22 protein-coding genes are annotated in these 25,774 nt (G+C 73.8%); 16 read left to right on the forward strand and 6 right to left on the reverse strand.

Annotation, left to right across the window (positions count from 1 at the left end; genetic code table 11):
* Positions 1-47: 47 nt before the first annotated feature.
* Positions 48-1,079, reverse strand: coding sequence for an SGNH/GDSL hydrolase family protein (locus AC07A6_RS11580; protein WP_386271532.1), 1,032 nt, complete (start codon positions 1,077-1,079; stop codon positions 48-50).
* A 125-nt stretch (positions 1,080-1,204) separates the two neighbouring features.
* On the opposite strand from AC07A6_RS11580, the gene AC07A6_RS11585 reads away from it, so the two are divergent.
* Complete coding sequence (locus AC07A6_RS11585; protein WP_362474637.1) at positions 1,205-2,587, forward strand: cystathionine beta-synthase; 1,383 nt, start codon at positions 1,205-1,207, stop codon at positions 2,585-2,587.
* A 354-nt stretch (positions 2,588-2,941) separates the two neighbouring features.
* Here the strand turns inward: AC07A6_RS11585 and AC07A6_RS11590 are convergent, their stop codons facing one another.
* Positions 2,942-3,313, reverse strand: coding sequence for a hypothetical protein (locus AC07A6_RS11590; protein ID WP_478776967.1), 372 nt, complete (start codon positions 3,311-3,313; stop codon positions 2,942-2,944).
* Between the two features lie 148 nt (positions 3,314-3,461).
* On the opposite strand from AC07A6_RS11590, the gene AC07A6_RS11595 reads away from it, so the two are divergent.
* Positions 3,462-4,304, forward strand: coding sequence for a MurR/RpiR family transcriptional regulator (locus AC07A6_RS11595; RefSeq protein WP_478776968.1), 843 nt, complete (start codon positions 3,462-3,464; stop codon positions 4,302-4,304).
* A 53-nt stretch (positions 4,305-4,357) separates the two neighbouring features.
* Here the strand turns inward: AC07A6_RS11595 and AC07A6_RS11600 are convergent, their stop codons facing one another.
* On the reverse strand, positions 4,358-5,521 hold the full coding sequence (locus AC07A6_RS11600) for an FAD-dependent oxidoreductase (RefSeq protein WP_478776969.1): 1,164 nt from the start codon (positions 5,519-5,521) through the stop codon (positions 4,358-4,360).
* A 118-nt stretch (positions 5,522-5,639) separates the two neighbouring features.
* Between AC07A6_RS11600 and AC07A6_RS11605 the strand changes: the two genes are divergently transcribed.
* On the forward strand, positions 5,640-6,200 hold the full coding sequence (locus AC07A6_RS11605) for a TetR/AcrR family transcriptional regulator (protein ID WP_478776970.1): 561 nt from the start codon (positions 5,640-5,642) through the stop codon (positions 6,198-6,200).
* A 302-nt stretch (positions 6,201-6,502) separates the two neighbouring features.
* Here the strand turns inward: AC07A6_RS11605 and AC07A6_RS11610 are convergent, their stop codons facing one another.
* Positions 6,503-7,849, reverse strand: coding sequence for a type III PLP-dependent enzyme domain-containing protein (locus tag AC07A6_RS11610; protein WP_478776971.1), 1,347 nt, complete (start codon positions 7,847-7,849; stop codon positions 6,503-6,505).
* Between the two features lie 104 nt (positions 7,850-7,953).
* Between AC07A6_RS11610 and hutU the strand changes: the two genes are divergently transcribed.
* From hutU to AC07A6_RS11650, 8 genes are all read left to right on the forward strand, one after another.
* Positions 7,954-9,618, forward strand: coding sequence for a urocanate hydratase (gene hutU / locus AC07A6_RS11615; protein ID WP_478776972.1), 1,665 nt, complete (start codon positions 7,954-7,956; stop codon positions 9,616-9,618).
* Between the two features lie 59 nt (positions 9,619-9,677).
* On the forward strand, positions 9,678-10,868 hold the full coding sequence (locus AC07A6_RS11620; protein ID WP_478776981.1) for an allantoate amidohydrolase: 1,191 nt from the start codon (positions 9,678-9,680) through the stop codon (positions 10,866-10,868).
* Entirely contained in the window at positions 10,859-12,223 is a 1,365-nt protein-coding gene (locus tag AC07A6_RS11625) for a formimidoylglutamate deiminase (protein ID WP_478776973.1), read from the forward strand. The genes AC07A6_RS11620 and AC07A6_RS11625 overlap by 10 nt, the downstream gene beginning before the upstream one ends.
* A 268-nt stretch (positions 12,224-12,491) precedes the next feature.
* Positions 12,492-13,670, forward strand: a complete 1,179-nt coding sequence (hutI, locus tag AC07A6_RS11630; RefSeq protein ID WP_362468079.1) for an imidazolonepropionase — start codon at positions 12,492-12,494, stop codon at positions 13,668-13,670.
* Positions 13,671-13,808: 138 nt separating this feature from the next.
* Complete coding sequence (locus AC07A6_RS11635) at positions 13,809-14,504, forward strand: LPXTG cell wall anchor domain-containing protein (protein WP_478776974.1); 696 nt, start codon at positions 13,809-13,811, stop codon at positions 14,502-14,504.
* 15 nt (positions 14,505-14,519) lie between these two features.
* The gene (locus AC07A6_RS11640; RefSeq protein WP_478776975.1) at positions 14,520-15,566 is read left to right on the forward strand and encodes a COG1470 family protein; all 1,047 of its coding nucleotides are present in this window, start codon (positions 14,520-14,522) and stop codon (positions 15,564-15,566) included.
* Positions 15,563-16,666, forward strand: a complete 1,104-nt coding sequence (locus tag AC07A6_RS11645) for a neocarzinostatin apoprotein domain-containing protein (protein ID WP_362468073.1) — start codon at positions 15,563-15,565, stop codon at positions 16,664-16,666. The genes AC07A6_RS11640 and AC07A6_RS11645 overlap by 4 nt, the downstream gene beginning before the upstream one ends.
* Positions 16,663-18,033, forward strand: coding sequence for a hypothetical protein (locus tag AC07A6_RS11650; protein WP_362468071.1), 1,371 nt, complete (start codon positions 16,663-16,665; stop codon positions 18,031-18,033). Before AC07A6_RS11645 ends, AC07A6_RS11650 begins: the two co-directional genes overlap by 4 nt.
* Positions 18,034-18,095: 62 nt before the next feature.
* Here the strand turns inward: AC07A6_RS11650 and AC07A6_RS11655 are convergent, their stop codons facing one another.
* Complete coding sequence (locus AC07A6_RS11655; protein WP_478776976.1) at positions 18,096-19,613, reverse strand: peptide MFS transporter; 1,518 nt, start codon at positions 19,611-19,613, stop codon at positions 18,096-18,098.
* A 471-nt stretch (positions 19,614-20,084) separates the two neighbouring features.
* On the opposite strand from AC07A6_RS11655, the gene AC07A6_RS11660 reads away from it, so the two are divergent.
* Both AC07A6_RS11660 and AC07A6_RS11665 read left to right on the forward strand, forming a co-directional pair.
* The gene (locus AC07A6_RS11660; protein ID WP_099891841.1) at positions 20,085-20,762 is read left to right on the forward strand and encodes a response regulator transcription factor; all 678 of its coding nucleotides are present in this window, start codon (positions 20,085-20,087) and stop codon (positions 20,760-20,762) included.
* Positions 20,763-20,799: 37 nt separating this feature from the next.
* Positions 20,800-22,065 carry an ATP-binding protein gene (locus AC07A6_RS11665; protein ID WP_362468066.1) on the forward strand — a complete coding sequence of 422 codons (1,266 nt, stop codon included), beginning with the start codon at positions 20,800-20,802 and terminating at the stop codon, positions 22,063-22,065.
* A 12-nt stretch (positions 22,066-22,077) separates the two neighbouring features.
* Here AC07A6_RS11665 and AC07A6_RS11670 read toward each other — a convergent pair whose 3' ends face one another.
* Complete coding sequence (locus AC07A6_RS11670; protein WP_362468064.1) at positions 22,078-22,614, reverse strand: GtrA family protein; 537 nt, start codon at positions 22,612-22,614, stop codon at positions 22,078-22,080.
* 209 nt (positions 22,615-22,823) lie between these two features.
* Between AC07A6_RS11670 and AC07A6_RS11675 the strand changes: the two genes are divergently transcribed.
* Genes AC07A6_RS11675 through AC07A6_RS11685 form a run of 3 tightly spaced genes read left to right on the forward strand, consistent with a single transcriptional unit; the run spans position 22,824 to position 25,662 of the window.
* Positions 22,824-23,963 (forward strand): 5-(carboxyamino)imidazole ribonucleotide synthase, encoded by a 1,140-nt coding sequence (locus AC07A6_RS11675; RefSeq protein WP_478776977.1) that lies wholly within the window; start codon positions 22,824-22,826, stop codon positions 23,961-23,963.
* Positions 23,960-24,487, forward strand: coding sequence for a 5-(carboxyamino)imidazole ribonucleotide mutase (purE, locus tag AC07A6_RS11680; protein WP_362468060.1), 528 nt, complete (start codon positions 23,960-23,962; stop codon positions 24,485-24,487). The genes AC07A6_RS11675 and purE overlap by 4 nt, the downstream gene beginning before the upstream one ends.
* Positions 24,484-25,662: a dipeptidase gene (locus AC07A6_RS11685; RefSeq protein ID WP_478776978.1), complete on the forward strand. Its 1,179-nt coding sequence runs from the start codon at positions 24,484-24,486 to the stop codon at positions 25,660-25,662. Before purE ends, AC07A6_RS11685 begins: the two co-directional genes overlap by 4 nt.
* Positions 25,663-25,774: the final 112 nt, after the last annotated feature.

Consider the following 25,774-nt stretch of genomic DNA (forward strand, 5'->3'; position numbering starts at 1 on the left):
TCCTTTTCACGTGCCGCTCGCGCGGCTCGGCCCCGGCCGGGGCGGGGTCACGCCGGGTCTTCGTGGGCGGCGGCGGAGCCGGAGGTGGCGGCCGGCTGCGGGGATTCGGGTTCCGGGAGGCGCCGGCGGCGGCGGTGTTTCAGGAGGGCCCACGGGCCGCGGGCCGGGGTGACCTCCGTGCCCGGTTCGCCCGCCGCGGCCGAGGCGGCCTTGGCCACCAGCAGCATGTCCTCGTCCCGCGAGACGTCCAGCCGGTCCGACCCCGGCCACAGCCCCAGCGCCGCGCACAGCGTCGGCAGCACCGCCATCGCCGCCGTCGCGTAACCCTCCGCCGAGGGGTGGTACGAGTCCGGGCCGAACATCTCGCGGGGGTTCGCCGCGAACTCCGGGCCCAGCAGGTCGCCCATCGAGATCGTGCGCGCCCCCAGCGCGACCACGCCGATCGTCTGCGCCGCCGCCAGCTGCCGCGACACCCGGCGGGCCATCCACCGCAGCGGCTGGTACACCGGCTCGATGGTGCCCAGGTCGGGGCAGGTCCCGACCACCACCTCCGAGCCCGCGAGCCGCAGTCTTCGTACCGCCGCGGTCAGCAGCCGCACCGACTGCGTCAGCGGCATCCGTCTGGTCACGTCGTTCGCGCCGATGATGATCACGCACACGTCCGGCGCCGGCCCGCGCCCGTCCAGCAGCAGGCTCACCTGGCGGTCCAGGTCGTCCGACATGGCCCCGGACAGCGCCACGTTGCGCAGCTCCACCGGCCGCTCGGCCACCGCCGCCAGACCGGACGCCAGCAGCGCGGCCGGCGTCTGGCGGGCCCGGTGGACGCCCAGCCCGGCCGCCGTGGAGTCGCCGAGCATGCCCATCCGCAGCGGGCCGGGACTCATCTCCGGCCCGCTGAACTCGCTCCCGTAGAGGCCGTCCGCGCGCGGCGGATCACCCAGCCCGTTGCCCACCGTGCGCTTCGCGAACTGCACCTCCGCCAGCACCAGCCCGAACGCGGCGACCCCGACCAGCCCGAGACCGCCACCGCCGTACGCTGCCCCCGCCGCGATCCGGCGGGCCGTCCTCGCCCTGGACACCCTTGGAGCCACCTCCTGCGTCGTGTTGACCTACCTGCCCCGTACTGCCGGTCGGCCAATCCCTTTCCGCATACTCTGGCCGGACCTCCCGGAGAACCCGTGGAGTCCCCTTCTTGGAGAACATGGTGCAATTCCACGACTCGATGATCAGCCTCGTCGGCAACACCCCGCTGGTGAAGCTCAACCGCGTGACCGAAGGCCTGCAGGCCACCGTGCTTGCCAAGGTCGAGTACTTCAACCCCGGCGGTTCGGTGAAGGACCGCATCGCCGTCCGGATGATCGAGGCCGCCGAGCAGAGCGGTGCCCTCAAGCCCGGTGGCACCATCGTGGAGCCCACCAGCGGCAACACCGGCGTCGGACTCGCCATCGTGGCCCAGCAGAAGGGCTACAAGTGCATCTTCGTCTGCCCTGACAAGGTGTCCATGGACAAGATCAACGTGATGCGCGCGTACGGCGCGGAGGTCGTGGTCTGCCCCACCGCCGTCGACCCCGAGCACCCGGACTCGTACTACAACGTCTCCGACCGCCTCGCGCGGGAGCCCGGCGCCTGGAAGCCCGACCAGTACAGCAACCCGAACAACCCCCGTTCGCACTACGAGACCACCGGTCCCGAGCTGTGGGAGCAGACGGACGGGAAGATCACGCACTTCGTGGCCGGCGTCGGCACGGGCGGCACGATCTCCGGCACCGGCAACTACCTCAAGGAGGTCAGCGGCGGGAAGGTCAAGGTCATCGGCGCGGACCCGGAGGGCTCCGTCTACTCCGGCGGCAGCGGCCGCCCGTACCTCGTCGAGGGTGTCGGCGAGGACTTCTGGCCGACCGCATATGACCCGAACGTCACCGACGAGATCATCGCGGTGTCCGACAAGGACTCCTTCCAGATGACCCGCCGCCTGGCGAAGGAGGAGGGCCTGCTGGTCGGCGGCTCCTGCGGCATGGCGGTCGTCGCCGCGCTGCGCGCCGCCGAGGGCCTGGGCCCGGACGACGTGGTCGTCGTCCTGCTGCCGGACAGCGGCCGCGGCTACCTCAGCAAGATCTTCTCGGACGAGTGGATGGCCGGGCACGGCTTCCTGGAGGAGGCGGGTCCCGCCGCGCGCATCGGCGACGTCCTCGCCGACAAGGAGGGCGGCATCCCGTCGCTCGTCCACATGCACCCCGAGGAGACCGTCGGCCAGGCCATCGAGGTGCTGCGCGAGTACGGCGTCTCGCAGATGCCGATCGTCAAGCCGGGCGCCGGCCACCCCGACGTGATGGCCGCCGAGGTCATCGGCTCGGTCGTGGAGAAGGAGCTCCTCGCGGCGCTGTTCGCGCAGCGGGCCTCGCTCGGCGACCCGCTGGAGAAGCACATGAGCGCGCCGCTGCCGCAGGTCGGCTCCGGTGAGCCGGTGTCCGAGCTGATGTCGGTGCTCGGCGAGGCCGACGCGGCGATCGTGCTGGTCGAGGGCAAGCCCACCGGTGTGGTGAGCCGTCAGGACCTGCTGGCGTTCCTGGCCAAGACGGCCAAGTAGTACCGCGTACGCCTGCGCGGACGGGGAGGCGGCGGGCCACGGGGCCGCCGGCTCCCCGCGGTCGCGCAGAAGGCGGGGACCGCCGCACCCCCGGCGGGCCGGGGGGCGGGACGACGGCGGTCCCCGCCCGGGACACGGGCCGGGTCAGGGCCGTCCGCGTCCGTGGCACCGGCGCGTTCCGGGAGCCGCTCCGGAGGCGCGCGGGCGCCGTGCGAGGCGCCGGCCGGGGTCGCTGCCTCCCGGTCTCCCGGGATCCCCTGCCGACGACAACCACTGTGGCGCAGCCGTGTTAAGCGGGTGCTGCCGTCACGTGTCGCCCCCGTACCGTTTGCGCGAAGGGCGCGGTGGGGCGGTCTAGGCGTGCGGGTCGCGGCCGGGGCGGCGCAGGCGGCCGGTGTGGGCGAGGTTGACGCCCACGATGCCCGCCCAGGTCGCCACCAGGCCGCCGATGCCCTGGGTGACGCCGATGGCCGACAGCGGGACCGCCAGCACCAGCGTGACGATCGCGAAGCCGAAGCGCTCCCCGAAGGCGCTCACCTGGGATCCGCCGGGGCCCTGCCCGCGCGTCCCGCCGCGCGCCTGGAGCAGCCGCTCCTCGGCGAGGCGGCGCCGGACCTGGGTGTCGACCTTGTCCACGAAGGAGTCCACGAGCGCGGCCTCGTACTCGGGCCCGAGCTCCCGCCGGGCCTCCAGCGTGGCGGCGAGATCCTTCTTGAGCTCTGTCATGCGGCCACCGTAGGAAGGGCCGCCGCGGCCCGCACTGGGGGTAGCCCCCGTATCCGGATCGCGGTCACCGGCTTGCCGAGCTGCATAGACACATGCAGAGTGCAGGGTGACTGAATATCTGACCGGGGACGGGACGGAGGGGGCGGCGATGAACGACAGCCCGGCCGCACGGCTGCAACAGCTGTTCGAGGGACACCGGCTGACGCCGACCCAGCGGCGCATCGCGCACTGCATGGTGCGCGGCGCGGCGGAGGTGCCCTTCCTGTCGAGCGTGGAACTCGCCGAGCTGGCCGGGGTGAGCCAGCCCTCGGTGACCCGGTTCGCCGTGGCCCTCGGTTTCGACGGGTACCCGGCGCTGCGCCGGCACCTGCGCGAGGTCGCTCCGGCCGGGCGTCCCGAGCCGGCGCGCGAGGGCCAGTACAACGAGTACCAGCAGGCCGTGCAGGGGGAGATCGAGAACCTCCAGCGGCTCTCGGCGATGCTCGCGGACCCGGCTCCGGTCGAGGAGGCGGGCCGGGTGCTGGCCGGGTCGTCCCCGCTGCCGGTGCTCGGGCTGCGGGCGGCGTCCTCGCAGGCGCGCGGGTTCGCGTACTTCGCGGCCAAGGTGCACCCGGACGTGCGCCTCCTCGACGAGGGCGGCTCCATGCTCGCCGACCGGATCGACGCGGCGGCCGCCGCCGGGGCCTCGGCGCTGCTGTGCTTCGCGCTGCCGCGGCACCCGCGCGAGGTGGTGGAGGCCCTGGAGCATGCGCGGGCGGCGGGGCTGACGGCGGTGACGGTCGCCGACTCGGCCTTCGCGCCCGTCGCCCGGCACTCGGACCTGCTGATCCCGGCGCCGGTCGGCACCGGGCTGGCCTTCGACACGGCGTGCGCGCCGATGCTGCTGGGCCGGGTGCTGCTGGAGGCGATGGCGGACGCCCTCCCGGACGCGCAGGCACGGCTGGAGGACTTCGACGCGCGGGCCGCCGCGCGGGGGCTGTTCGTGGAGTAGGTCCTTGTCCTTGCCGTTGCACCGCCACCGCCACCGCCCCGCCGGGCGGGACCTCAGCGGTAGTCGAGTTCGGCGAGTTCCCTGGCCAGTCGGCCGCGCAGCGCCGGGATCCGGGACAGGGCGGGGAGCAGGGTGTTGCGCACGGCGCGCAGGGCCGGGTGCCGGGTGGTCGCGATGCGGGTCATCCGGTCGGTGAGGGCCACCACCCGCCGGGCGACGGGGCGGCGCCGGGCCTCGTAGCCGGCGAGCGCGGCGGGGTCCTTCGAGGCGAGGGCGCGGCCGAGGGCGTAGGCGTCCTGGATCCCGGTGTTCATGCCCTGGCCGCCGGCCGGGCTGTGCACGTGGGCGGCGTCGCCGGCGAGCAGCAGGCGCCCGGCGCGGTAGCGGTCGGCGACCCGGTGGTGGATGCGGAACCGGGAGGACCAGGCGAGTTCGCGGACGGTGGCCTGGCCGGGGACGCGCTCGTCCAGCAGGGCCCGGACGAAGGGGAGGTCCGGTTCGGCGGGGGCCTCGGCGACGGTGGCGACGATCCGGTAGTGCCCTCCGGGCAGCGGTGCGACGACGGTGAGGCCGCTCGTGCCGAAGGCGAGGGACACCTCGCGGGGGCCGGGTGCCCAGTCCATGACGACATCGGCCAGGACGAAGGACTCCCCGTACGCGGAGCCGGTGAAGCCGATCCCGGCGGCTTCGCGGACCGTGCTGTGCATGCCGTCCGCGCCGACGGCATGGGCGGCGCGCAGGGTTTCGCCGGTGGCGGTGGTGAGGGTGACCCCGTCCGCGTCCTGGGTGACGGAGGTGACCTCGTAGGGGCGGTGGACCTCGCCGCCGAGGGCGCGCAGGCGCTCCAGCAGCACGGCCTCCGTCTCGTACTGGGGGACCATCAGGGCGTACGGGTGTGCGGTGCGCAGGCCGTCGAAGGGGATGCGGGCGAGCGGGCGGGCGCCGTCGCGGACCTGGAACCGGGTGACGGGGACGCCCCGGGCGACCAGTGCGGCGGAGAGGGTGCCGGAGGGGTCGAGTTCGTCGAGGACCTCCAGGGTGCGGGCGTGGACGACGGCGGCGCGGGAGGTGTTGGCGCCTTCGGCCTGCCGGTCGAGGAGGACGAAGCCGACGCCCGCCTCGGCGAGGGTCACGGCGAGCGCGAGCCCGGTGGGCCCGGCGCCGACGATCGCCACCTCGGTGGTGGCGGGGAGCGGGAGTGCGGCGGTGCTGGTCATGCGGGCCTCCTCCGGCAGGCCAACGCTTGTTGGCCAACGGCTGTTGACTTCAATGTGCGCTCTACCGGCCGGTAAGTCAACAGTTGTTGGCCCACGGTTGTTGGCCTACCGTGGGGGCGTGACCGGACGACGCAATTCCGACGAGACCAGGGCCGCGATCCTGCGGGCCGCGCGCGAGCGCTTCGCCGCGCAGGGCTACGAGCGCACCACCATCCGGGCCGTCGCGGCCGACGCGGAGATCGACCCCTCGATGGTCATGCGGTACTTCGGCAGCAAGGAGCGGCTCTTCGACGCCGCCCTCGCGGTGGACCTGCGGCTGCCGGACCTGGCCGCCGTGCCCGCCGGCGGACTCCCGGCCGCCCTGGTGCGCCACTTCGTCGAGCGCTGGGAGGGCGACCCGGCGGACGACACGCTGCTGGTGCTGCTGCGGTCGGCGGTGACGAACGAGCGGGCGGCGGGCCGGATGCGGGAGGTGTTCGCCGCGCAGGTGGCGCCGGCGCTGGCGGCCGCCCTGGGCCCGGAGCGGGCCGCGCGGGCGGCCGGGCTGGTCGCCGCCCAGCTTCTCGGCCTCGGGCTGAGCCGCTACCTGCTGCGGCTGCCGGGGGTGGCCGACCTGGACCCGGACGAGGTCGTGGCGGGGCTCACCCCGGGCCTCGCGGCCACCCTCGCGGGGGCGTAGTCCCGGGGCGGGGGCTCCGCCGGGGGGTGGGTCCGGCCGGGCGGGTCCCCCCCACCCGGGCCCGGGGCTCCGCCGGGGCGTGCGCATCGGCGGGGGCCGGCCGTGGGGCGGGGGTGCCGCTGCGCGGGGCTGGGTCCCCTACCCGCCCTTCCACCGTTCCCCGGGCTGCGCCCGGACCCCTTCTGGGGGCTCCGCCCCCAGACCCCCGCGCCTCAAACGCCGGCGAGGCTGGAATGTGCCGGCCGGGGCCGGAGGTGCAGGGGGTGTCGGCGGGGCCGGGGGTGCCCGTTCGGGCCCGGTTGCTACAGCAGCGCGTCCCGGTGGTCGGCGCCTGCCTCCTTGACGATCTCCTGCGGGGTCTGGGCCGGGCGGGCCAGGGTGAAGCGCACGTGGCTGCCCGGGCCGCCGTCCGCCGTGAAGCCGTGGACCGCCGGGCGGGGGAGGCTGTTGTAGCCGTAGTGGGCCGTGAAGGCGTACGCGCCCGTGTCCGGGACGGCGATCACGTCGCCCGGGAAGAGTTGCGGCAGCTCCCGGGCGGTGGCCAGCAGGTCCCCCGCGAAACAGGCCGGGCCCGCGACGTCCTGGGCCACCGGGGCGCCGGTCCTGGGGACGCCCCCGGCGTCGTACGCCAGGATCCGCAGCGGCCAGGCCGCCGGCGCGTACACGGTGCGGGTGGCCAGCTGGACGCCCGCGTGGGTCAGGGCGATGCGGCGGCCGCCGGTGGTCTTCGTGTACTCGACCCGCGCCAGCACCAGCCCGTGCTTGGCCAGCAGCGACCGCCCGAACTCGGTGACCAGCCCGTACGAGCCGTCGAAGAGCGCCGGGACGGCCGCGCGCAGGGCCGCCACGTACTCCCCGAACCCCGGGGCGTGCCCGTCCGAGGCGAAGTCCACCGGCAGCCCGCCGCCGATGTCGAGGGTGTCGACCCGGCGCTCCCCGGCGGCCGCGTTGATCTCCTCGGCCAGCCCGTGCAGCTCCCGCACCCCCTCGGCGATCAGCTCCAGCGGTACGCCCTGCGAGCCCGAGTGGGTGTGCAGCCGGGTCAGCCACGGCCGCTCCGCGAATGCCCGTACGAGCCCCTCGCGCGCCCCCGGATCGCGCAGCGCGAAGCCGAACTTCGAGGTGGCGGTGGCCGTGGACAGGGCGCCGATGGACCCGGCGCCGGTCTGCGGGTTGATCCGCAGCCCGACCGGGGAGCGGGTGGGGGCCGCCGCCACCAGGGCGTCGAGGCGCTCCAGCTCCTGGTGGTTGTCGGCGTTGACGGCGATGCCCAGGGCCAGCGCCCCGCGCAGCTCGGCCGTCGTCTTCGCGGGGGAGTCCAGCACCGTCCGCTCCGCCGGGACCCCGGCCGCCCGGGCCAGCGCCAGCTCGCCTGGGCTGGCCGCCTCGCAGCCCAGCCCGCACGCGTCGAGCAGCCGCAGTACGGGCACCAGCGGGGCGGCCTTCACCGCGAAGGTGTGCAGGACGGGCGTCCCGGGTGCCACCGCGGCCGCGAAGGCCTCCGTCAGGGCGGCCGCGGAGGCGCGGATACCGGCCAGGTCGAGCAGGCAGACCACCGGCTCGCGGTCCAGCAGGCCCTGCTCCACGGCGGCCCGTACGGCCCGGTCGCGGCGCTGCGCGGCGCCCTGCGCGTGCGTGTCTGCGGCCATGGCGCCATCCCATCATCAGGCCGACCCGCCCGCAGCTGTTGACTGGAACTATTCAGGAAGCGAGGATGTGAATGGATTGACCAACACCGGAGGAGGCAACAGCCATGTCAGGACCCCGCCCCGTACGGGCCGCGCGAGGCACCGAGCTCAGCACCCTGGGATGGCAGCAGGAGGCCGCCCTCCGGATGCTGCAGAACAACCTCGACCCCGAGGTCGCCGAACACCCCGACAAGCTCGTCGTCTACGGCGGCACCGGCAAGGCCGCCCGCGACTGGCGCTCCTTCGACGCGATGGTCCGCACCCTGCAGACCCTCAAGCAGGACGAGACCATGCTGGTCCAGTCCGGCCGCCCGGTCGGCGTGATGCAGACCCACGAGTGGGCGCCGCGCGTCCTGCTCGCCAACTCCAACCTGGTCGGCGACTGGGCCAACTGGGAGGAGTTCCGCCGCCTGGAGCACCTCGGCCTGACCATGTACGGCCAGATGACCGCCGGCTCCTGGATCTACATCGGCACCCAGGGCATCCTCCAGGGCACGTACGAGACCTTCGCGGCCGTCGCCGCCAAGAAGTTCGGCGGCACCCTGGCCGGCACCATCACCCTCACCGCCGGCCTCGGCGGCATGGGCGGCGCCCAGCCGCTGGCCGTGACGATGAACGACGGCGTCGCCATCTGCATCGACGTCGACCCGCGCGCCATCGAGCGCCGCATCGAGCACCGCTACCTGGACGTCAAGGCCGACAACCTGGCCCACGCCCTCCAGCTGGCCACCGAGGCCCGCGACGCCCGCCGCCCGCTCTCCATCGGCCTCCTCGGCAACGCCGCCGAGCTGCTCCCGCAGATGCTGGCCGAGGGCGCGCCGATCGACATCGTCACCGACCAGACCAGCGCCCACGACCCGCTGTCCTACCTGCCGGTCGGCATCGACTTCGAGGACATGGCCGACGCCGCCGCCAAGGACCCGGCCGGCTTCACCACCCGCGCCCGCGAGTCCATGGCCAAGCACGTCGAGGCCATGGTCGGCTTCATGGACGCCGGCTCCGAGGTCTTCGACTACGGCAACTCCATCCGCGGCGAAGCCCAGCTGGCCGGCTACGACCGCGCCTTCGCCTTCCCCGGCTTCGTCCCCGCCTACATCCGCCCGCTGTTCTGCGAGGGCAAGGGCCCCTTCCGCTGGGCCGCCCTGTCCGGCGAGGCCTCGGACATCGCCAAGACCGACAAGGCGATGCTGGAGCTCTTCCCGGAGAACGAGTCCCTGCACCGCTGGATCAAGATGGCCGGCGAGCGCGTCCACTTCCAGGGCCTGCCCGCCCGCATCTGCTGGCTCGGCTACGGCGAGCGCGACCGGGCCGGCGAGCGCTTCAACGACATGGTCGCGAGCGGCGAGCTGGCCGCCCCGCTGGCCATCGGCCGCGACCACCTCGACTGCGGCTCCGTCGCCTCCCCGTACCGCGAGACCGAGGCCATGCTCGACGGCTCCGACGCCATCGCCGACTGGCCGCTGCTCAACGCCATGGTCAACGTGGCCTCCGGCGCCTCCTGGGTCTCCATCCACCACGGCGGCGGCGTCGGCATGGGCCGCTCCATCCACGCCGGCCAGGTCACCGTCGCCGACGGCACCCCGCTGGCCGGCGAGAAGATCCGCCGCGTCCTCACCAACGACCCCGGCATGGGCGTCATCCGCCACGTCGACGCCGGCTACGACATCGCCGAGAACGTCGCCGACGAGCGCGGCGTCCGCGTCCCGATGCGCGAGGGTGACTCCGCGTGAGCTTGCCCCACGACCCGTCCCCGGCCGCACGGCCGGGGGCGGGGTCCTCCTTCCACGCCATGTGGGACGAGCTGCGCCCCATCGGCCGCCACGCCGACTCCGGCGGGTACCGCAGGTACGCCTGGACCGGCGCCGACGCCGACTGCCGGGCCTGGTTCCGCGGGCAGGCCGAGGCGCGCGGGCTCGCGTACGAGGTGGACCGCAACGGCAACCAGTGGGCCTGGCTCGGCGACCCCCTCGCGGGCGACGCCGTGGTCACCGGCTCCCACCTGGACTCCGTCCCCGACGGCGGGGCCTTCGACGGCCCCCTCGGCGTGGTGTCCTCCTTCGCCGCCCTCGACGAGCTCCGCGCCCGCGGCGCCGCCCTCACCCGGCCCCTGGCCATCACCAACTTCGGTGACGAGGAGGGCGCCCGCTTCGGGCTGGCCTGCGTCGGCTCCCGGCTCGCCGCCGGACAGCTGACCAAGGAGAAGGCGTACGAACTGCGCGACGCCGACGGCGTCAGCCTCCCGCAGGCCATGGAGGCCGCCGGCTACGACCCCGGGTCCATCGGCGCCGACCCCGAACGCCTCTCCCGCATCGGCGCCTTCGTCGAACTCCACGTCGAACAGGGCCGCGCCCTCGACCTGTCCGGCGACCGCGTCGGCATCGCCTCCGCGATCTGGCCGCACGGCCGCTGGCGGTTCGACTTCCACGGCGAGGCCAACCACGCGGGCACCACCCGCCTCGTGGACCGCCGCGACCCGATGCTCACCTACGCGGAGACCGTCCTGGCCGCCCGCCGGGAAGCGGCCCTCGCCGGCGCCGTCGCCACCTTCGGCAAGATCTCCGTCGAGCCGAACGGCGTCAACGCCATCCCCTCCCTCGTCCGGGGCTGGCTCGACTCCCGCGCCGCCGACCAGGCCACCCTCGACACGGTCGTCACCGCGGTCGAGAAGGCCGCCCGCGAGCACGCCGACCGCGACGGCATCGACCTGAACGTCGTACGGGAGTCCTTCACCCCCGTCGTCGAGTTCGAGCACGCCCTGCGCGACGAGCTGAACCGGCTCCTCGGCGGATCCGTCCCCGTCCTCGGCACGGGCGCGGGACACGACGCCGGGATCCTCTCCGCGTCCGTCCCGACCGCCATGCTGTTCGTACGCAACCCCACCGGCGTCTCCCACTCGCCGCGGGAGTTCGCGGCCGAGGACGACTGCGTCGCCGGAGTCCTCGCACTCGCCGACGTACTGGAAGGCCTGGCATGCCGCTGAAGACGTACTGGCTGGAGCACGCCTGGCTCGGCGACACCGTCGAGCCGGGCGTCGCCCTGACTGTATCCACTAGCGGCTCCGCCGCGGGCACCGCCGACGGGCGGATCGCCGCCCTGCGCACCGGGACGGACACCCCGCCCCCCGGCGCGGAGGTCCTGCGCGGCCTGACCCTCCCGGGCCTGGCGAACGCGCACAGCCACGCCTTCCACCGGGCCCTGCGCTCCGTCGTGCAGGTCGGCTCCGGCACCTTCTGGACCTGGCGCGACGTCATGTACAAGGTCGCCCAGAACCTCACCCCCGAGAGCTACTTCGACCTGGCCCGCGCCGTGTACGCGGAGATGGCCCTGGCCGGCATCACCAACGTCGGCGAGTTCCACTACGTCCACCACGCGCCCGGCGGCACCCCGTACGCCGACCCCAACGCCATGGGCGAGGCCCTCATCGAGGCCGCCGCCGCGGCGGGCATCCGCATCACCCTCCTCGACACCGCGTACCTCTCCTCCGGCTTCGGCGAGGCCCCGAACGAGCACCAGAAGCGGTTCTCCGACGGCACCGCCGACGCCTGGGCCGAACGGGTCTCGGCCCTCAAGCCCCGCGAACACGCGCTGATCGGCGCGGCCGTCCACTCCGTACGGGCCGTCCCGGCGGACCAGCTCGCCACCGTCGCCGGCTGGGCGCAGGAGCGGCGGGCCCCGCTGCACGTGCACCTGTCCGAGCAGACGGCGGAGAACGACGCCTGCCGGGCCGCCCACGGCCGCACGCCCACGCAGCTGCTCGCCGACCACGGGGTCCTCGGCCCGCGCACCACCGGCGTGCACAACACGCACCTGACGGACGCGGACATCGCCCTGCTCGGCGGGACCACGACCGGCACCTGCATGTGCCCCACCACCGAACGCGACCTCGCCGACGGCATCGGCCCGGCCGGCCGGCTCCAGCGGGCGGGCAGCCCGCTGTCGCTGGGCAGCGACAGCCACGCCGTGATCGACCTGCTGGAGGAGGCCCGCGCGATGGAGCTCAACGAGCGCCTCGCCAGCCGCACCCGGGGCCACTGGACGGCGAACGCCCTGCTCCGCGCCGCCACCGAGGACGGCCACGCCGCGCTCGGCCTGCCGGACGCGGGCCGCCTGGAGGCGGGCGCCCTGGCCGACTTCACCACCGTCGCGCTGGACTCCGTACGCACGGCCGGTCCGCCGGCGCGGCTCGGCGCGGAGACGGCCGTCTTCGCCGCCTCGGCTGCCGACGTCCGCCACACGGTGGTCGCCGGCCGCCACGTGGTCCGCGACGGCCACCACACCCTGGTCGGGGACGTGGCCGCGGCCCTGGCCGACGCGATCACCGCCGTTCGCGACTGACAGCCTGGACCCCCACCCCACCCCTCCCCGAAACCGGGAGCAAGCCCCCGGCCCCCGCTCCTGGGGGCTCCGCCCCGGCCCTGTTCCGGGCGCTTCGCGCCCGGTGCGCTCAATCGCCGCGCGGGCTGGATGTGCGCAGCACATCCCAGCCCCGCCGGCGTTTGAGGCGCGGGGGTCTGGGGGCGGAGCCCCCAGGGGGTCCGGGGGCCGCCCCCGGTTTCGGGAAGGGGCGGGGTGGGGGAACAGAACCCTCCGAGAGGAACCCCTCGTGTCCACCACCCTGATCACCAACATCGGCAGCCTCGTCACCAACGACCCCGCCCAGGGCGACGGCACGCCCCTCGGCCTGATCGAGGACGCCGCCCTCGTCATCGACGGCGACACCGTCGCCTGGACCGGCCCCGCCGCCTCGGCCCCCGCCGCCGACGCGTCCTTCGACGCGCAGGGCCGCGCCGTCATCCCCGGCTTCGTCGACTCGCACAGCCACCTCGTCTTCGCCGGCGACCGCACCGCCGAGTTCAACGCCCGGATGTCCGGCCGCAGCTACTCCGCCGGCGGCATCCGCACCACCGTCGCCGCCACCCGCGCCGCCACCGACGCGGAGCTGGAGGCCAACCTGCTGCGCCACCTCGACGAGGCCCGCCGCCAGGGCACCACCACCTTCGAGACCAAGTCCGGCTACGGCCTCACCGTCGCCGACGAGGCCCGCGCCCTGCGCATCGCCTCCGCGCACACCGAGGAGGTCACCTACCTCGGCGCGCACATCGTCTCCCCCGACTACGCCGACGACCCGGCCGGCTACGTCGGCCTCGTCACCGGCGAGATGCTGGCGGCCTGCGCCCCGTACGCCCGCTGGGTGGACGTCTTCTGCGAGAAGGGCGCCTTCGACGGCGACCAGGCCCGCGCCATCCTGACCGCCGGTGCCGCCGCCGGGCTGATCCCGCGCGTCCACGCCAACCAGCTCTCGTACGGGCCCGGCGTGCAGCTGGCCGTCGAGCTGGAGGCGGCCTCCGCCGACCACTGCACCCACCTCACCGACGCCGACGTGGACGCCCTCGCCCAGGCCGCCGGGACCACCGTCGCGACCCTGCTGCCCGGCGCCGAGTTCTCCACCCGCGCCCAGTGGCCCGACGCCCGCCGGCTGCTCGACGCGGGCGCCACGGTCGCCCTGTCCACCGACTGCAACCCCGGGTCCTCGTACACGAGTTCCATGCCGTTCTGCATCGCGCTCGCCGTCCGGGACATGGGCATGACCCCCGACGAGGCCCTGTGGGCCGCCACCGCCGGCGGGGCCCGCGCGCTGCGCCGGACCGACATCGGCCTCCTCGCGCCCGGCGCCCGCGCGGACCTGGCGCTGCTCGACGCCCCGAGCCACGTCCACCTCGCCTACCGCCCGGGCGTGCCGCTGGTCTCCGCCGTCTGGCAGCGGGGGGTCCGCGCCGCCTGAGCGGGCGGTCGCGCGCCGGCCGCCGAACCGCCCGAAGTGCCGTCTGCCCTTTGTCTTCCCTCCGTAAGGTCCCGGGCGTACCTTGTGCCACCAATCTGATGTGTCGTCAGTAACTTGTGGCCCGAGGGGAAGACGAAGGTGTCCGACCGGAAACGCTCCACCGCACTCGCGCTGGCCTCCGCGCTCGCCGGGGCAGCGGTCCTGCTCACCGCCCCCGCGGCCCACGCCGACGTGGTCGACGTCGAGTACAAGTGCCAGACCCCCATCGGGGACAAGTCGGCGGTCTCGCCCATCGACATCAAGGCCGTCAAGGAGGGCGACGGCTACAAGCTGACGATGTCCTTCCAGAAGGGCGTCTCCTCCAGCCCCATCGAGCTCGGCAAGGGCGCGATGAACCCCAGCGCCGTGATCATGACCGACGGCGCCGAGAAGGTCTCCGTACCGGTCTCCGGCCCGCCCAACCCCGAGGCCGCGCCCGCCAACACCCCCATCAAGATCACCGACCTGTCGGGCACCTACACCCCGAAGAAGAGCGGCAAGGTCACCTTCACCGCGGGCGTCCTCACCATCAAGGCCATGGGGACCACCACCACCTGCACCCCGGGCAACAGCCCGAAGCCGTCCCTGGAGACGGACGTCACGGCGGCGGGCGGCGGAGCCCCGCAGACCGGCGGCGGCGACGGCGGGGGAGGCGGGGACAGCCTCCCGCAGACCGGCCCCGCCGACTCCGCCCTCGCCCTCGGCACCCTCGGCGCCACCGTCCTCCTCTCCGGCGCCGCCGGGGTGCTCTGGCTGAGCCGGCGGGGCCGGCAGCCGCAGCGGACCCGGTCCTGAACGGAGCGCCCGCCCGTGCCCCCCATACCCGGACGACGCGGCCCCCGGCGGCTCGGCGCCGCACTCCTCGCCGCCGCCGCCCTGTACGGCGCCCCGGGCGCGGCCGCCGACGAGCCCGCCGCGCCCGCCTGGACCGCCGCGCCCGCCGCCGCCCGCCCCGGCCCGGCGCGCCCGTACTTCTACCTCGCGGGCCCCGCCGGCACCGTCCTGGAGGACCGCCTCGCCCTCGACAACCCGGGCGAGCGCGAGTACACCGTCACCCTGCGCGGCGCCGACGCCGACAACGCCCCGGACGGCGCCCTCGCCGTGCGCCCCGCCGCGCCGGGGGCCTCCGGCGCGGGGTCCTGGATCAGCTTCGGCGGCTCCGCCACCGTGAAGCTCCCGCCCCGCACCCGCGCGGTGGTCCCCTTCACCGTCACCGTGCCGCCCGCCGCCCCGCCCGGCGACCACCCGGCCGCCGTCGTCGCCACCGGGCCCGGCCGCGAGGCGGGCGTACGGATCCACCTGCGCGTCGGGGGCCCGGCCGTGGCCGCCCTCACCGTCGAGGACGTCTCCGTACGCGGCCACGGCGCGGCCACCACCGTGGACTACACCCTGGTCAACCGGGGCAACGTGACCCTCACCCCCGAACTCGCCCTGCGCGCCGAGGGCGCCCTGCACGAGCCCGCCGGCCGGCCCGCCCGCGCCCTGCCCGTCGAGCTGCTGCCCGGCCGCCGGGCCCGGCTGAGCGAACCCTGGCCCGACGCGCCCGCCCTCGACCGGGTCGCCCTCACCCTCACCGCCACCGCCCCCGGCGCCGCCCCGGCCACCGCCACCGCCGAGGCCTGGCTGGCCCCCGGCGGCACCGCCGGCCTGGCCGCCGGCGCCCTGCTCGCCCTCGCCGGTACCGCCCTGGCCGCGCTGCTCCTCGTACGGGCCCGGCGCACCCGGCGCCCGGGGCGCGCGGCGGGGGGCCCGCCGGGCGGGGCACCGGCCCGGGAGGACGCGGCAGCGAACGAGCACGAGCACGAGCACGAGCACGAGAACGAGCCCGAGCACGAGCTGACGGGAGCACCCAGGTGAGCCGCACGGCCGGCGCGAAGGCCGCATCCCCCCTCGGCGCGGCCCTGGCGGCACTCGCCCTGGCCCTGCTCCCGCTGCTCGCGGCGGCCGCCCCGGCCACCGCGGCCGAGGGCAAGCCCGCCGCAGCGCTCTCCCTCCAGGAGGCGGCCAAGGGCACCGAGATCACGGTCACCGGCACCGGCTGGCGGCCGAAGACCCTGGTCATGCTGCTGGTCTGCGGCCAGAACATGATCGGCGGCACCAACAGCTGCGCCAACGCCGACGGCGCGGCCGTCTCCGTCACCGACGACGGCCGTTTCACCGCCCGGCTGCCGGTCGCGGAGCCGCCCAAGCCCTGCCCGTGCGTGGTCAACGTGACCTCCGTCAACGGGGACCAGTCCACGGTGGCCGTGCCGATCAGGATCACCGGCCATCCGGTCGCCGACCTGCCCGCCGAGTCGGGCACGGCCCGCCTCGCGATGCTGACGGGGGTGCGGCTCAAGGGCGAGGACGGGGTGCTGACCTGGTTCGGGGCCCCGCCCGGCCGCACGTTCACCGCCACCGTCGGCAACCTCGGCTCGGCCCCGGTCAAGGACCCGGTCTTCCAGCTCGGCACCGCGCGGGGGGTCTTCGCCCCGGTGTGGGAGGAGGCCCGCTGGAAGGGGACGATCCCGCCCGGCGGCAAGGCGGAGGTCGCGCTGGACGTGGCCCTGCCGGCGGGCGCCCACGGCGACTACACCGTCTCCCTCAAGTACGGGGACACGGTCCTGGCCGCCCAGCCCTGGGGCGTGGACCGCCCGTACGGGGTGCTGCTCTTCTGGGGCCTGCTGCTGGTGGTCGTCCCGACGGCGCTCTTCCGGGCGGGCATGGCCGTCGTCGACCGGGTCCGCCCCCGCGCGGGTGCCCCCGGCCGCCACCGGGGCCCGAAGGCCGCCCCGGACCCGGCCGCGGCGGAGACCGCCCGGCTGCCCCGGGCCACCGCCGCGGGAGCTCCTCCGGGGGACCGGCCGCCGGCCCTCCCGTGGTTCACCCCGCAGCCGCCACCGCAGCCGCGGGACGAGGGGCCCCCACAGACATCCGCACCGTCCGATCACAGTCCGACGACGAAGGGACCATTGTGAAGACCCAACGGAGGGCGAGCGCGGCCTTGGTCGCGCTGCTGCTCAGCGGCGCGGGTGTCGCCGTGGCGGCTTCCCCCGCCCAGGCCGCCGAAGCCACGTTCAAGGTGAAGTGCGTACCGCCGGCCGGCGGTGGCGACCCGGTGGAGGGCGAGACCACCGCCAAGATCACCGCACCGGCTTCGGCCAAGGTCGGCGACGAGGTCGACGTGTCGTGGGAGACGGTGAAGCCGGCCTCGAACAACACCGACCTGATGGTGATCCCGAAGGACTCGGTCCAGCCCACCGGCTGGCTCACCGTCGGCGGCGGGGGAGGGGAGGTCAAGGTCGTCGGGGAGAAGAAGAACCCGGAGATCCCGAAGAAGGCCCCCATGGTGATGTCCGTCATGAAGGGCAAGCTGAAGCTGACCAAGGCCGGCAAGATCACCGTGACCCCCGGCAAGTACGAGGTCGCGGTGACCTTCTCCTTCGGCACCTTCGTCACCAAGTGCGCTCCGGTGGGCGAGGTGAAGGGAGGGGCGGTCATCGACGTGACGGACGGCGGCGGCACCGGCGGCACCACCACCGGCGGTACGACGACGGGCGGCACGACGACCGGGGGCACGACGACCGGCGGTACGACGACGGGCGGTACGACGACGGGCGGCGCCACCACCACCGGCGGAGCCACCACCACGGGCGGCTCGGGCGGCGGCTCCGGCGGCAGCGGCGGCCAGACCGACTTCCCGGGCAAGGCCGTCGAGGTGGCCTACGACTGCGGCGCGGTCGTCCCCGGCGGCATCAAGACCCCGGTCACGGTCAACGCCAAGAAGAACGCGAGCGGCGCCTTCGACCTCACGGTCAAGACCGCGAAGGGAGCCATGGCCGCCCCCATGGCGCTGCCCGCCGGGGCCCTCAAGCCCTCCATGGACATCAAGCTCGGCGGCGCCGACAGCGGCACGGTCAAGGTCACCGGCCCGGCCAACGCCGAGCCGATCCCGGACAAGGCCCCGGTCAGCCTCAGCGACATGACGGGCACCTACAAGCCCGGCAAGTCGGGCAAGGTGACGCTGAGCCCCGACCAGCTGACGATCGACGTCACGATGGCCCCGGGCTCCACCCCGATCAACGTGCCCTGCAAGGCGGCCAGCAGCGGCGTCTCCCTGGAGCTGGACACCACCGCCCAGCCGGGCGGCTCGGGCTCCACCTCCTCGGGCACCTCGGGCTCCGCGGCCTCGGGCAGCTCCGGCACCTCGGGCGGCCTCGCCGAGACCGGCGCCGACGACGACGGCGGCCTGGGGGCCCTCGCCCTGGTCGCCGGCACCGTCATCCTGCTCGGCGGCGCGGTCTTCACCTTCACCCCGTGGCGCCGCCTGCGCGGCACCCGCTGACAGCAGAACGGCCCGGCACACCTTCCGGTGTGCCGGGCCGTTCCGTGTTCGTGCGGGGTGCGTCAGTGCACGTCGCCCATGAGGGCCTGGACCTTCTTGCGGTAGGTGAAGACCGCGAAGCCGGCCAGGGCCGCGGCGGCGGCCTGGAAGCCGATCACCCACGTGCCGTTGAGGTCGACACCGGCGATGGACAGCAGGCCGGTGGTGCAGTCACCGGCGGTGACTGCGAGGAACCAGACGCCCATCATCTGGGAGGCGTACTTCTGCGGGGCCATCTTGGTGGTGACCGAGAGGCCGACCGGGGAGACGCACAGCTCACCGATGGTCTGGATCATGTAGATCGAGACGAGCCACATCGGGGAGACCTTGGTGTCGCCCGTCGCCATGCCCATCGGGACGATGAAGACGAAGAACGAGGCACCGATCAGGACCAGACCCATCGCGAACTTCACGATGGTGTTCGGCTCCTGGTTCTTGCGCGACAGCCACAGCCACGCCCAGGCGAAGACCGGGGCCAGCGCCATCACGAACAGCGGGTTCAGCGACTGGTACCAGGTGGCCGAGAACTCGAAGCCGAAGACGGTGTCGGCGGTCTTGGAGTCGGCGAACAGGGACAGCGTGGAGCCACCCTGGTCGTAGATCATCCAGAAGACGGCGGCGGCGATGAAGAACCAGATGTAGGCGGTCATCTTCGACTGCTCGGCGCCCGACAGGTCCTTGTCGCGCTTGATGCGGACCAGGACGGCGATCGGGATGATCAGGCCGGCCAGCGTCAGCGGGACCAGGGCCCAGTTGAGCGTGTACATGCCCATGCCGACGACGGCGCCGTAGAAGACGGCAGCGACCACGGCGACGAGGGCGACCTTGGTCAGGACGGCCTTGCGCTCTTCCGGCGTCAGCGGGTTCGGGACCTGGCTGCTCTTCGGGCTCAGGTTCTTGGTGCCGATCAGGAACTGGGCGAGGCCCAGACCCATGCCGACGGCCGCGAGCGCGAAGCCGAGGTGCCAGTTGTGCTCCTTGCCGATCGTGCCGACGACGAACGGAGCGACGAAGGCACCGAGGTTGATGCCGATGTAGAAGAGGGTGAAGCCACCGTCACGGCGCGGGTCGTCCGGACCGTCGTAGAGGTGGCCGACCATCGTGGAGATGTTGGCCTTCAGCAGACCGGAGCCGGCCGCGACCAGGATCAGACCGACGAAGAACATCGCCTGGCCGGGGATCGCCAGGGAGAGGTGGCCCGCCATGATGATGAAGCCGGCGATGGCGACCGTCTTGCGGGCGCCCCAGACGCGGTCACCGAACCAGCCGCCGGGCATGGCCATCAGGTAGACCATCGAGACGTACACGGAGTAGATCGCCGTGGTCGTCGCCGCGGTCATGGCCAGACCGCCGCCCTGGCTGCCCGTCGCGGCGTCGGCGCCGCCCGAGACCAGGTAGTAGACGAGAAGGGCCCGCATGCCGTAGTAGGAGAAGCGCTCCCACATCTCGGTCATGAACAGAGTGGCCAGGCCACGGGGGTGGCCGAAGAAGGTCTTTTCCGGCGCCGGAGTCGCCGAGTCCTTCGTCAGGCTGGAAGCCATGGTCGATCCTTGCTTGCTCGGGACGCTTGGCTTCGTGAGCTGTTCAGCGCCCGGTGGGGGTTGGCCGGCACCGGCGACGGATGTCCCACCCCACGCCCTGGGGTCTCGTGTCCCGCTATGGCGGGGTGACGGGGCAGCCGTAACCGGGATCCACGCCCCGCACGCCTCCTCGCGTGCCGGGCCCGGCCCATAGGTCATTCACTGTCATCTGGGCCGGAACCAACCGACCAGAGCAGAATTTGAGGTTCTTGGCTCGGATTTGAGCGCAAATGTCCCCTCGGTAGTGCATCGGGCGTTCCGCCACCATACGACAGGGCACCGATGCATATGGAAGGGCTTGAGAGATGGATCACAGGCATTCCGGGAACCGATACGTCATGTTCGAAGGCGGGTAGTAGTCCATAAGCCCAGTTCGAGAGGGGTGTGCGGGCAAGCGCCTGCTTTCAGCCGCCGCGGACTACCATCACCCACATGACGCGTGTACTGCTCGCCGAGGACGACGCATCCATCTCGGAACCCCTCGCCCGCGCCCTGCGCCGGGAGGGGTACGAGGTCGAGGTCCGGGAGGACGGCCCCACCGCCCTGGACGCCGGACTGCAGGGCGGCGTCGACCTCGTCGTCCTGGACCTGGGCCTGCCCGGCATGGACGGCCTGGAGGTGGCCCGGCGACTGCGCGCCGAGGGCCACGGCTTCCCGATCCTGGTGCTGACCGCCCGGGCCGACGAGGTCGACACGGTCGTCGGCCTCGACGCCGGTGCCGACGACTACGTGACCAAGCCCTTCCGCCTCGCCGAGCTGCTGGCCCGCGTACGGGCCCTGCTGCGGCGCGGCGCCAACGAGGCCACCCAGGCCCCCGCCACCCACGGCGTCCGCATCGACGTCGAGTCGCACCGCGCCTGGATGGGGGAGGAGGAGCTCCAGCTCACCGCCAAGGAGTTCGACCTGCTGCGCGTCCTGGTCCGCGACGCCGGCCGGGTCGTCACCCGCGACCAGCTGATGCGCGAGGTCTGGGACACCACCTGGTGGTCCTCCACCAAGACCCTCGACATGCACATCTCCTGGCTCCGCAAGAAGCTGGGCGACGACGCCGCCAACCCCCGCTACATCGCCACCGTCCGAGGCGTCGGCTTCCGCTTCGAGAAGAGCTGAGGCCACGCCCTCCGGGGCATCGGGCATCCTCTAAGGCATGCGCCGCCGCCTCATCAACTCCACGCTCGCCGTGGTGCTCGTCGTGATCGCCGTGTTCGGGGTCTCCCTCGTCATCGTGGAGACCCGGACCATCACCAGCAGCGCCCAGGACCGCATCGGCTCCGAGGCGCTGCGGCTGCTCGGCATCGTCGAGGCGGACGCCCTGGAGCACAAGCCCGTCGACGCGGGCGCCATCGCCGAGCAGCTCGACCTCGGCACGTACGCCCGCATCACCATCCCCGGCCGCCCGGTCGTCGAGGTCGGCGACCGGATCGACGACAGCGTCATCCGCGGCACCGCGCGCGGCGAGGGCGGCGTGCACGTGGTGGTCGAGGAGTCCCGCGCCACCGTCACCAGGGAGGTCGGGCGGACCCTGGCCGTGGTCGGCGCGGTGGCGCTGCTGGCCGTCGTGGCGGCCGTACTGCTCGCCGTGCGCCAGGCCAACCGGCTGGCCTCCCCGCTCACCGACCTCGCCGAGACCGCCGAACGGCTCGGCTCGGGCGACCCGCGGCCCCGGCACAAGCGCTACGGGGTCCCCGAGCTGGACCGGGTCGCCGACGTGCTGGACTCCAGCGCCGAGCGGATCGCCCGCATGCTGACCGCCGAGCGGCGCCTGGCCGCCGACGCCTCCCACCAGCTGCGCACCCCCCTCACCGCCCTGTCGATGCGGCTGGAGGAGATCACGGTCACCGACGACCTGGAGACCGTGCGGGAGGAGGCGACCATCGCCCTCACCCAGGTGGAGCGGCTCACGGACGTGGTCCAGCGGCTGCTGACGAACTCCCGGGACCCCCGGACCGGCTCGGCGGTCCCCTTCGACCTGGACGAGGTCGTCAAGCAGCAGGTGGAGGAGTGGCGGCCCGCCTACCGCAGCGCGGGACGGGCCGTGGTCCGCTCCGGCAAGACCGGCATGCGCGCCGTCGGCACCCCCGGGGCGGTCTCCCAGGTCCTGGCGACCCTCGTGGAGAACGCCCTGATGCACGGCGGCGGCACTGTCGCCCTGCGGACCCGCGTGACCGGCAACCAGGCCGTCATCGAGGTCACGGACGAGGGCCCCGGCGTCCCGGCAGACCTCGGCAACCGGATCTTCGAGCGGGCCATCAGCGGCCGGAACTCCACCGGCATCGGCCTGGCCGTCGCCCGGGACCTCGCGGAAGCGGACGGCGGCCGTCTGGAACTGCTCCAGAGCCGGCCGCCGGTGTTCGCGCTCTTCCTCAGCCGCACCGCCCCGGAGCGCGCGGAGCCGGAGCGTACGGTCAGGTAGCCGTCAGCGCCGTCAGCCCTGCTTGGCCGCGGGCTCGGGGGCGCGGGGGGCCGCGGGCTCCTCGTGCCCGTCGCGCTGCTCGACGACCAGCGAGTGCGCGGCCGGCGTGGGCAGGGCCTTGAAGACCCAGGTCCGGTAGGACCAGAAGCGGAACACCGTCGCCACGCCCATGCCGACGAACTTGAAGACGTTGTTGGCGAGCGAGCCGTCGAAGCCGAAGCCGTACGTGCCGACGTAGAGGACACCGCTCTCGATGACCATGCCGATCCCGCTGAACAGGACGAAGAGGACCATCTCGCGGCGCCGGCTGCCCAGGTCGCGGTCACGGTAGGTGAAGTAGCGGAACCCCACGTAGTTCGTGATGATCGCGACCACGATGGCTATCACGTTCGCGCGCACCGTCTGCAGGTCGGTCGTGCTGCGCAGCAGGTTGAAGACGCCGAAGTTGACCAGGACGCCCGCTCCGCCGACCGCTCCGAACTTGACGACCTCCCGGGCCAGACCGCGCAAGCGCTCGGACAGCGGAACGGCGTTCGGCGTGCTGCTCATGTGATGGTTCAGTCCTGTCCGTCGTCGTCGCCCCGTGGCGGCGTGTCACCCGATCTCGTCAACCACACCATGCTAAGTGTCCCCCGTGGCGGGAGTCCGCGCCCCGGCACCCCTTGCGACGTACGGCACACACGGCCGCCGGGGGCCACCGGCGGGTCCGCGCCAGGGTCACGTCCGAATGGCGGAATACCGGCGGATACCCTGGAGGCGTGACGTTCCCGGTAGTCGGCATGGTCGGCGGCGGTCAGCTCGCCCGCATGACCCACGAGGCGGGTATCCCCCTCGGCATCAGATTCAAGATCCTCAGTGACACCCCACAGGACTCGGCGGCCCAGGTCGTGAGCGACGTCGTCATCGGCGACTATCGCGATCTGGAGACGTTGCGCGCCTTCGCGCGCGGCTGCGACGTGATCACCTTCGATCACGAGCACGTACCCACCGAGCACCTCCGGGCCCTGGAGTCGGACGGCATCCCCGTCCGGCCGGGGCCCGACGCGTTGGTGCACGCCCAGGACAAGGGGGTGATGCGCGCCAAGCTCGACGAGATCGGCGCGCCCAGCCCCCGCCACCGGATCGTGAGCGATCCGGCGGACGTGGCGGCCTTCGCGGAAGAGGCCGGCGGGTTCCCCGTCATCCTCAAGACGGTGCGCGGCGGGTACGACGGCAAGGGCGTGTGGTTCGTCCGCACCCCCGAGGACGCGGAGGCGCCCTTCAAGGCGGGCGTCCCCGTCCTGGCGGAGGAGAAGGTGGACTACGTCCGCGAGCTCGCCGCCAACATCGTCCGCTCCCCGCACGGCCAGGCGGTGGCCTACCCCGTCGTCGAGTCCATCCAGGTGGACGGGGTCTGCGACACGGTGATCGCCCCCGCCCCCAACCTCTCCGAAGCCCTCGCGGGCGAGGCCCAGGCCCTGGCCCTGCGCATCGCCAAGGAACTCGACGTGACCGGCCACCTGGCCGTGGAGCTGTTCGAGACCACCGACGGCCGCATCCTCGTCAACGAACTGGCCATGCGTCCGCACAACAGCGGCCACTGGACCCAGGACGGCGCGGTCACCTCCCAGTTCGCCAACCACGTCCGCGCGGTCCTGGACCTCCCCCTGGGCGACCCGCGCCCCCGGGCCCGCTGGACGGTCATGGCGAACGTGCTCGGCGGGGACTACCCCGACATGTACGCGGGGTACCTGCACTGCATGGCCCACGACCCGCAGGTGAAGATCCACATGTACGGCAAGGACGTGAAACACGGCCGCAAGGTCGGCCACGTCAACACCTACGGCGACGACCTGGACGATGTGCTGGAGCGCGCACGTCACGCAGCCGGCTACCTCAGAGGAACGATCACCGAATGAGCACCTCCCCCGTCGTAGGCATCGTCATGGGCTCGGACTCCGACTGGCCCGTCATGGAGGCCGCCGCCCAGGCCCTGGACGAGTTCGAGATCCCCTACGAGGTCGACGTCGTCTCCGCCCACCGCATGCCGCGCGAGATGGTGGCGTACGGCGAGCAGGCCGCCGACCGGGGCCTGAAGGCGATCATCGCGGGTGCGGGCGGAGCCGCCCACCTGCCCGGGATGCTCGCCTCCGTCACCCCGCTGCCCGTCATCGGCGTGCCGGTCCCGCTGAAGTACCTCGACGGCATGGACTCGCTGCTGTCGATCGTCCAGATGCCCGCCGGGGTCCCCGTCGCCACCGTCTCCGTCGCCGGAGCGCGCAACGCGGGCCTGCTGGCCGTACGCATGCTGGCCGCGCACGACCCGGAGCTGCTCGGCCGGATGCGCGAGTTCCAGCAGGAGCTGAACGAGCAGGCCACCGAGAAGGGCAAGCGGCTGCGTACGAAGGTCGCGGGCGCGGAGTCCTTCGGGTTCGGCAAGTGAGCGCGGCGGACCTGCTGGCGCAGGCCCGGGAGCTGCTCACCGAGTACCCGGTCGTCGACGGGCACAACGACCTGCCCTGGGCGCTGCGCCAGCAGGTCCGCTACGACCTCGACCGGCGGGACATCGCCGGCGACCAGTCGGACCACCTGCACACCGACCTCCCCCGGCTCCGCGCCGGCGGGGTCGGCGCCCAGTTCTGGTCCGTGTACGTGCGCTCCGACTACAGCGGCGACGAGGCGGTCAGCGCCACCCTGGAGCAGATCGACGCCGTCGACCAGCTGATCACCCGTTACCCGGGCTCGCTGGTGCGCGCGCTGACGGCGGACGACATGGAGGCGGCCCGCGCCGAGGGCCGGATCGCCTCGCTGATGGGCGCCGAGGGCGGGCACTCCATCAACAACTCGCTCGCCACCCTGCGCGCCCTGCACCAGCTGGGCGTGCGGTACATGACGCTCACGCACAACGACACCATCGACTGGGCGGACTCGGCGACCGACGAACCCCGCCACGGCGGCCTCACCGGCTTCGGCCGCGAGGTCGTGCGCGAGATGAACCGCATCGGGATGCTCGTGGACCTCTCGCACGTCGCCGCGACGACGATGCGCGACGCCCTCGACACCTCGGCGGCGCCGGTGATCTTCTCGCACTCCTCGGCGCGCGCGGTCTGCGACCACCCGCGCAACGTCCCCGACGACGTGCTGGAGCGGCTGCCCGGCAACGGCGGGGTGGCGATGGCCACGTTCGTGCCCAAGTTCATCCTCCCCGCCGCCGTCGAGTGGACCCTCGCGGCGGACGAGAACCTGCGCGCGCACGGCTTCCACCACCTCGACACCACCCCGGAGGCGATGGCCCTGCACCGGGAGTTCGAAGCGGCCCGGCCGCGGCCGGTGGCCACCGCCGCCACCGTCGCCGACCACCTGGACCACATGCGGGAGGTCGCCGGCGTCGACCACATCGGCATCGGCGGCGACTTCGACGGCACCGCGTTCACCCCGGCGGGGCTGGACGACGTGTCGGGCTACCCGAACCTGATCGCGGAACTGATCGGGCGCGGCTGGTCCCGGGCCGACCTGGCGAAGCTGACCTGGTCCAACGCGGTACGGGTGCTGCGCGACGCGGAATCGACGTCCCGGGAGCTCTCGGCGACCCGGGGCCCCTCCAACGCCCACCCCTGACGGGCCCCGGCCGGGCCGGCCCGGCCCGGCCCTCGGCCCCGGCCCGGCCCTCGGCCCCGGCCCCGCCCCCAGCCCCGAGACGCCCTCCGACCCCGGCCGGGCTCCCGGCCCC

Source organism: Streptomyces sp. NPDC044002 (assembly GCF_056434525.1).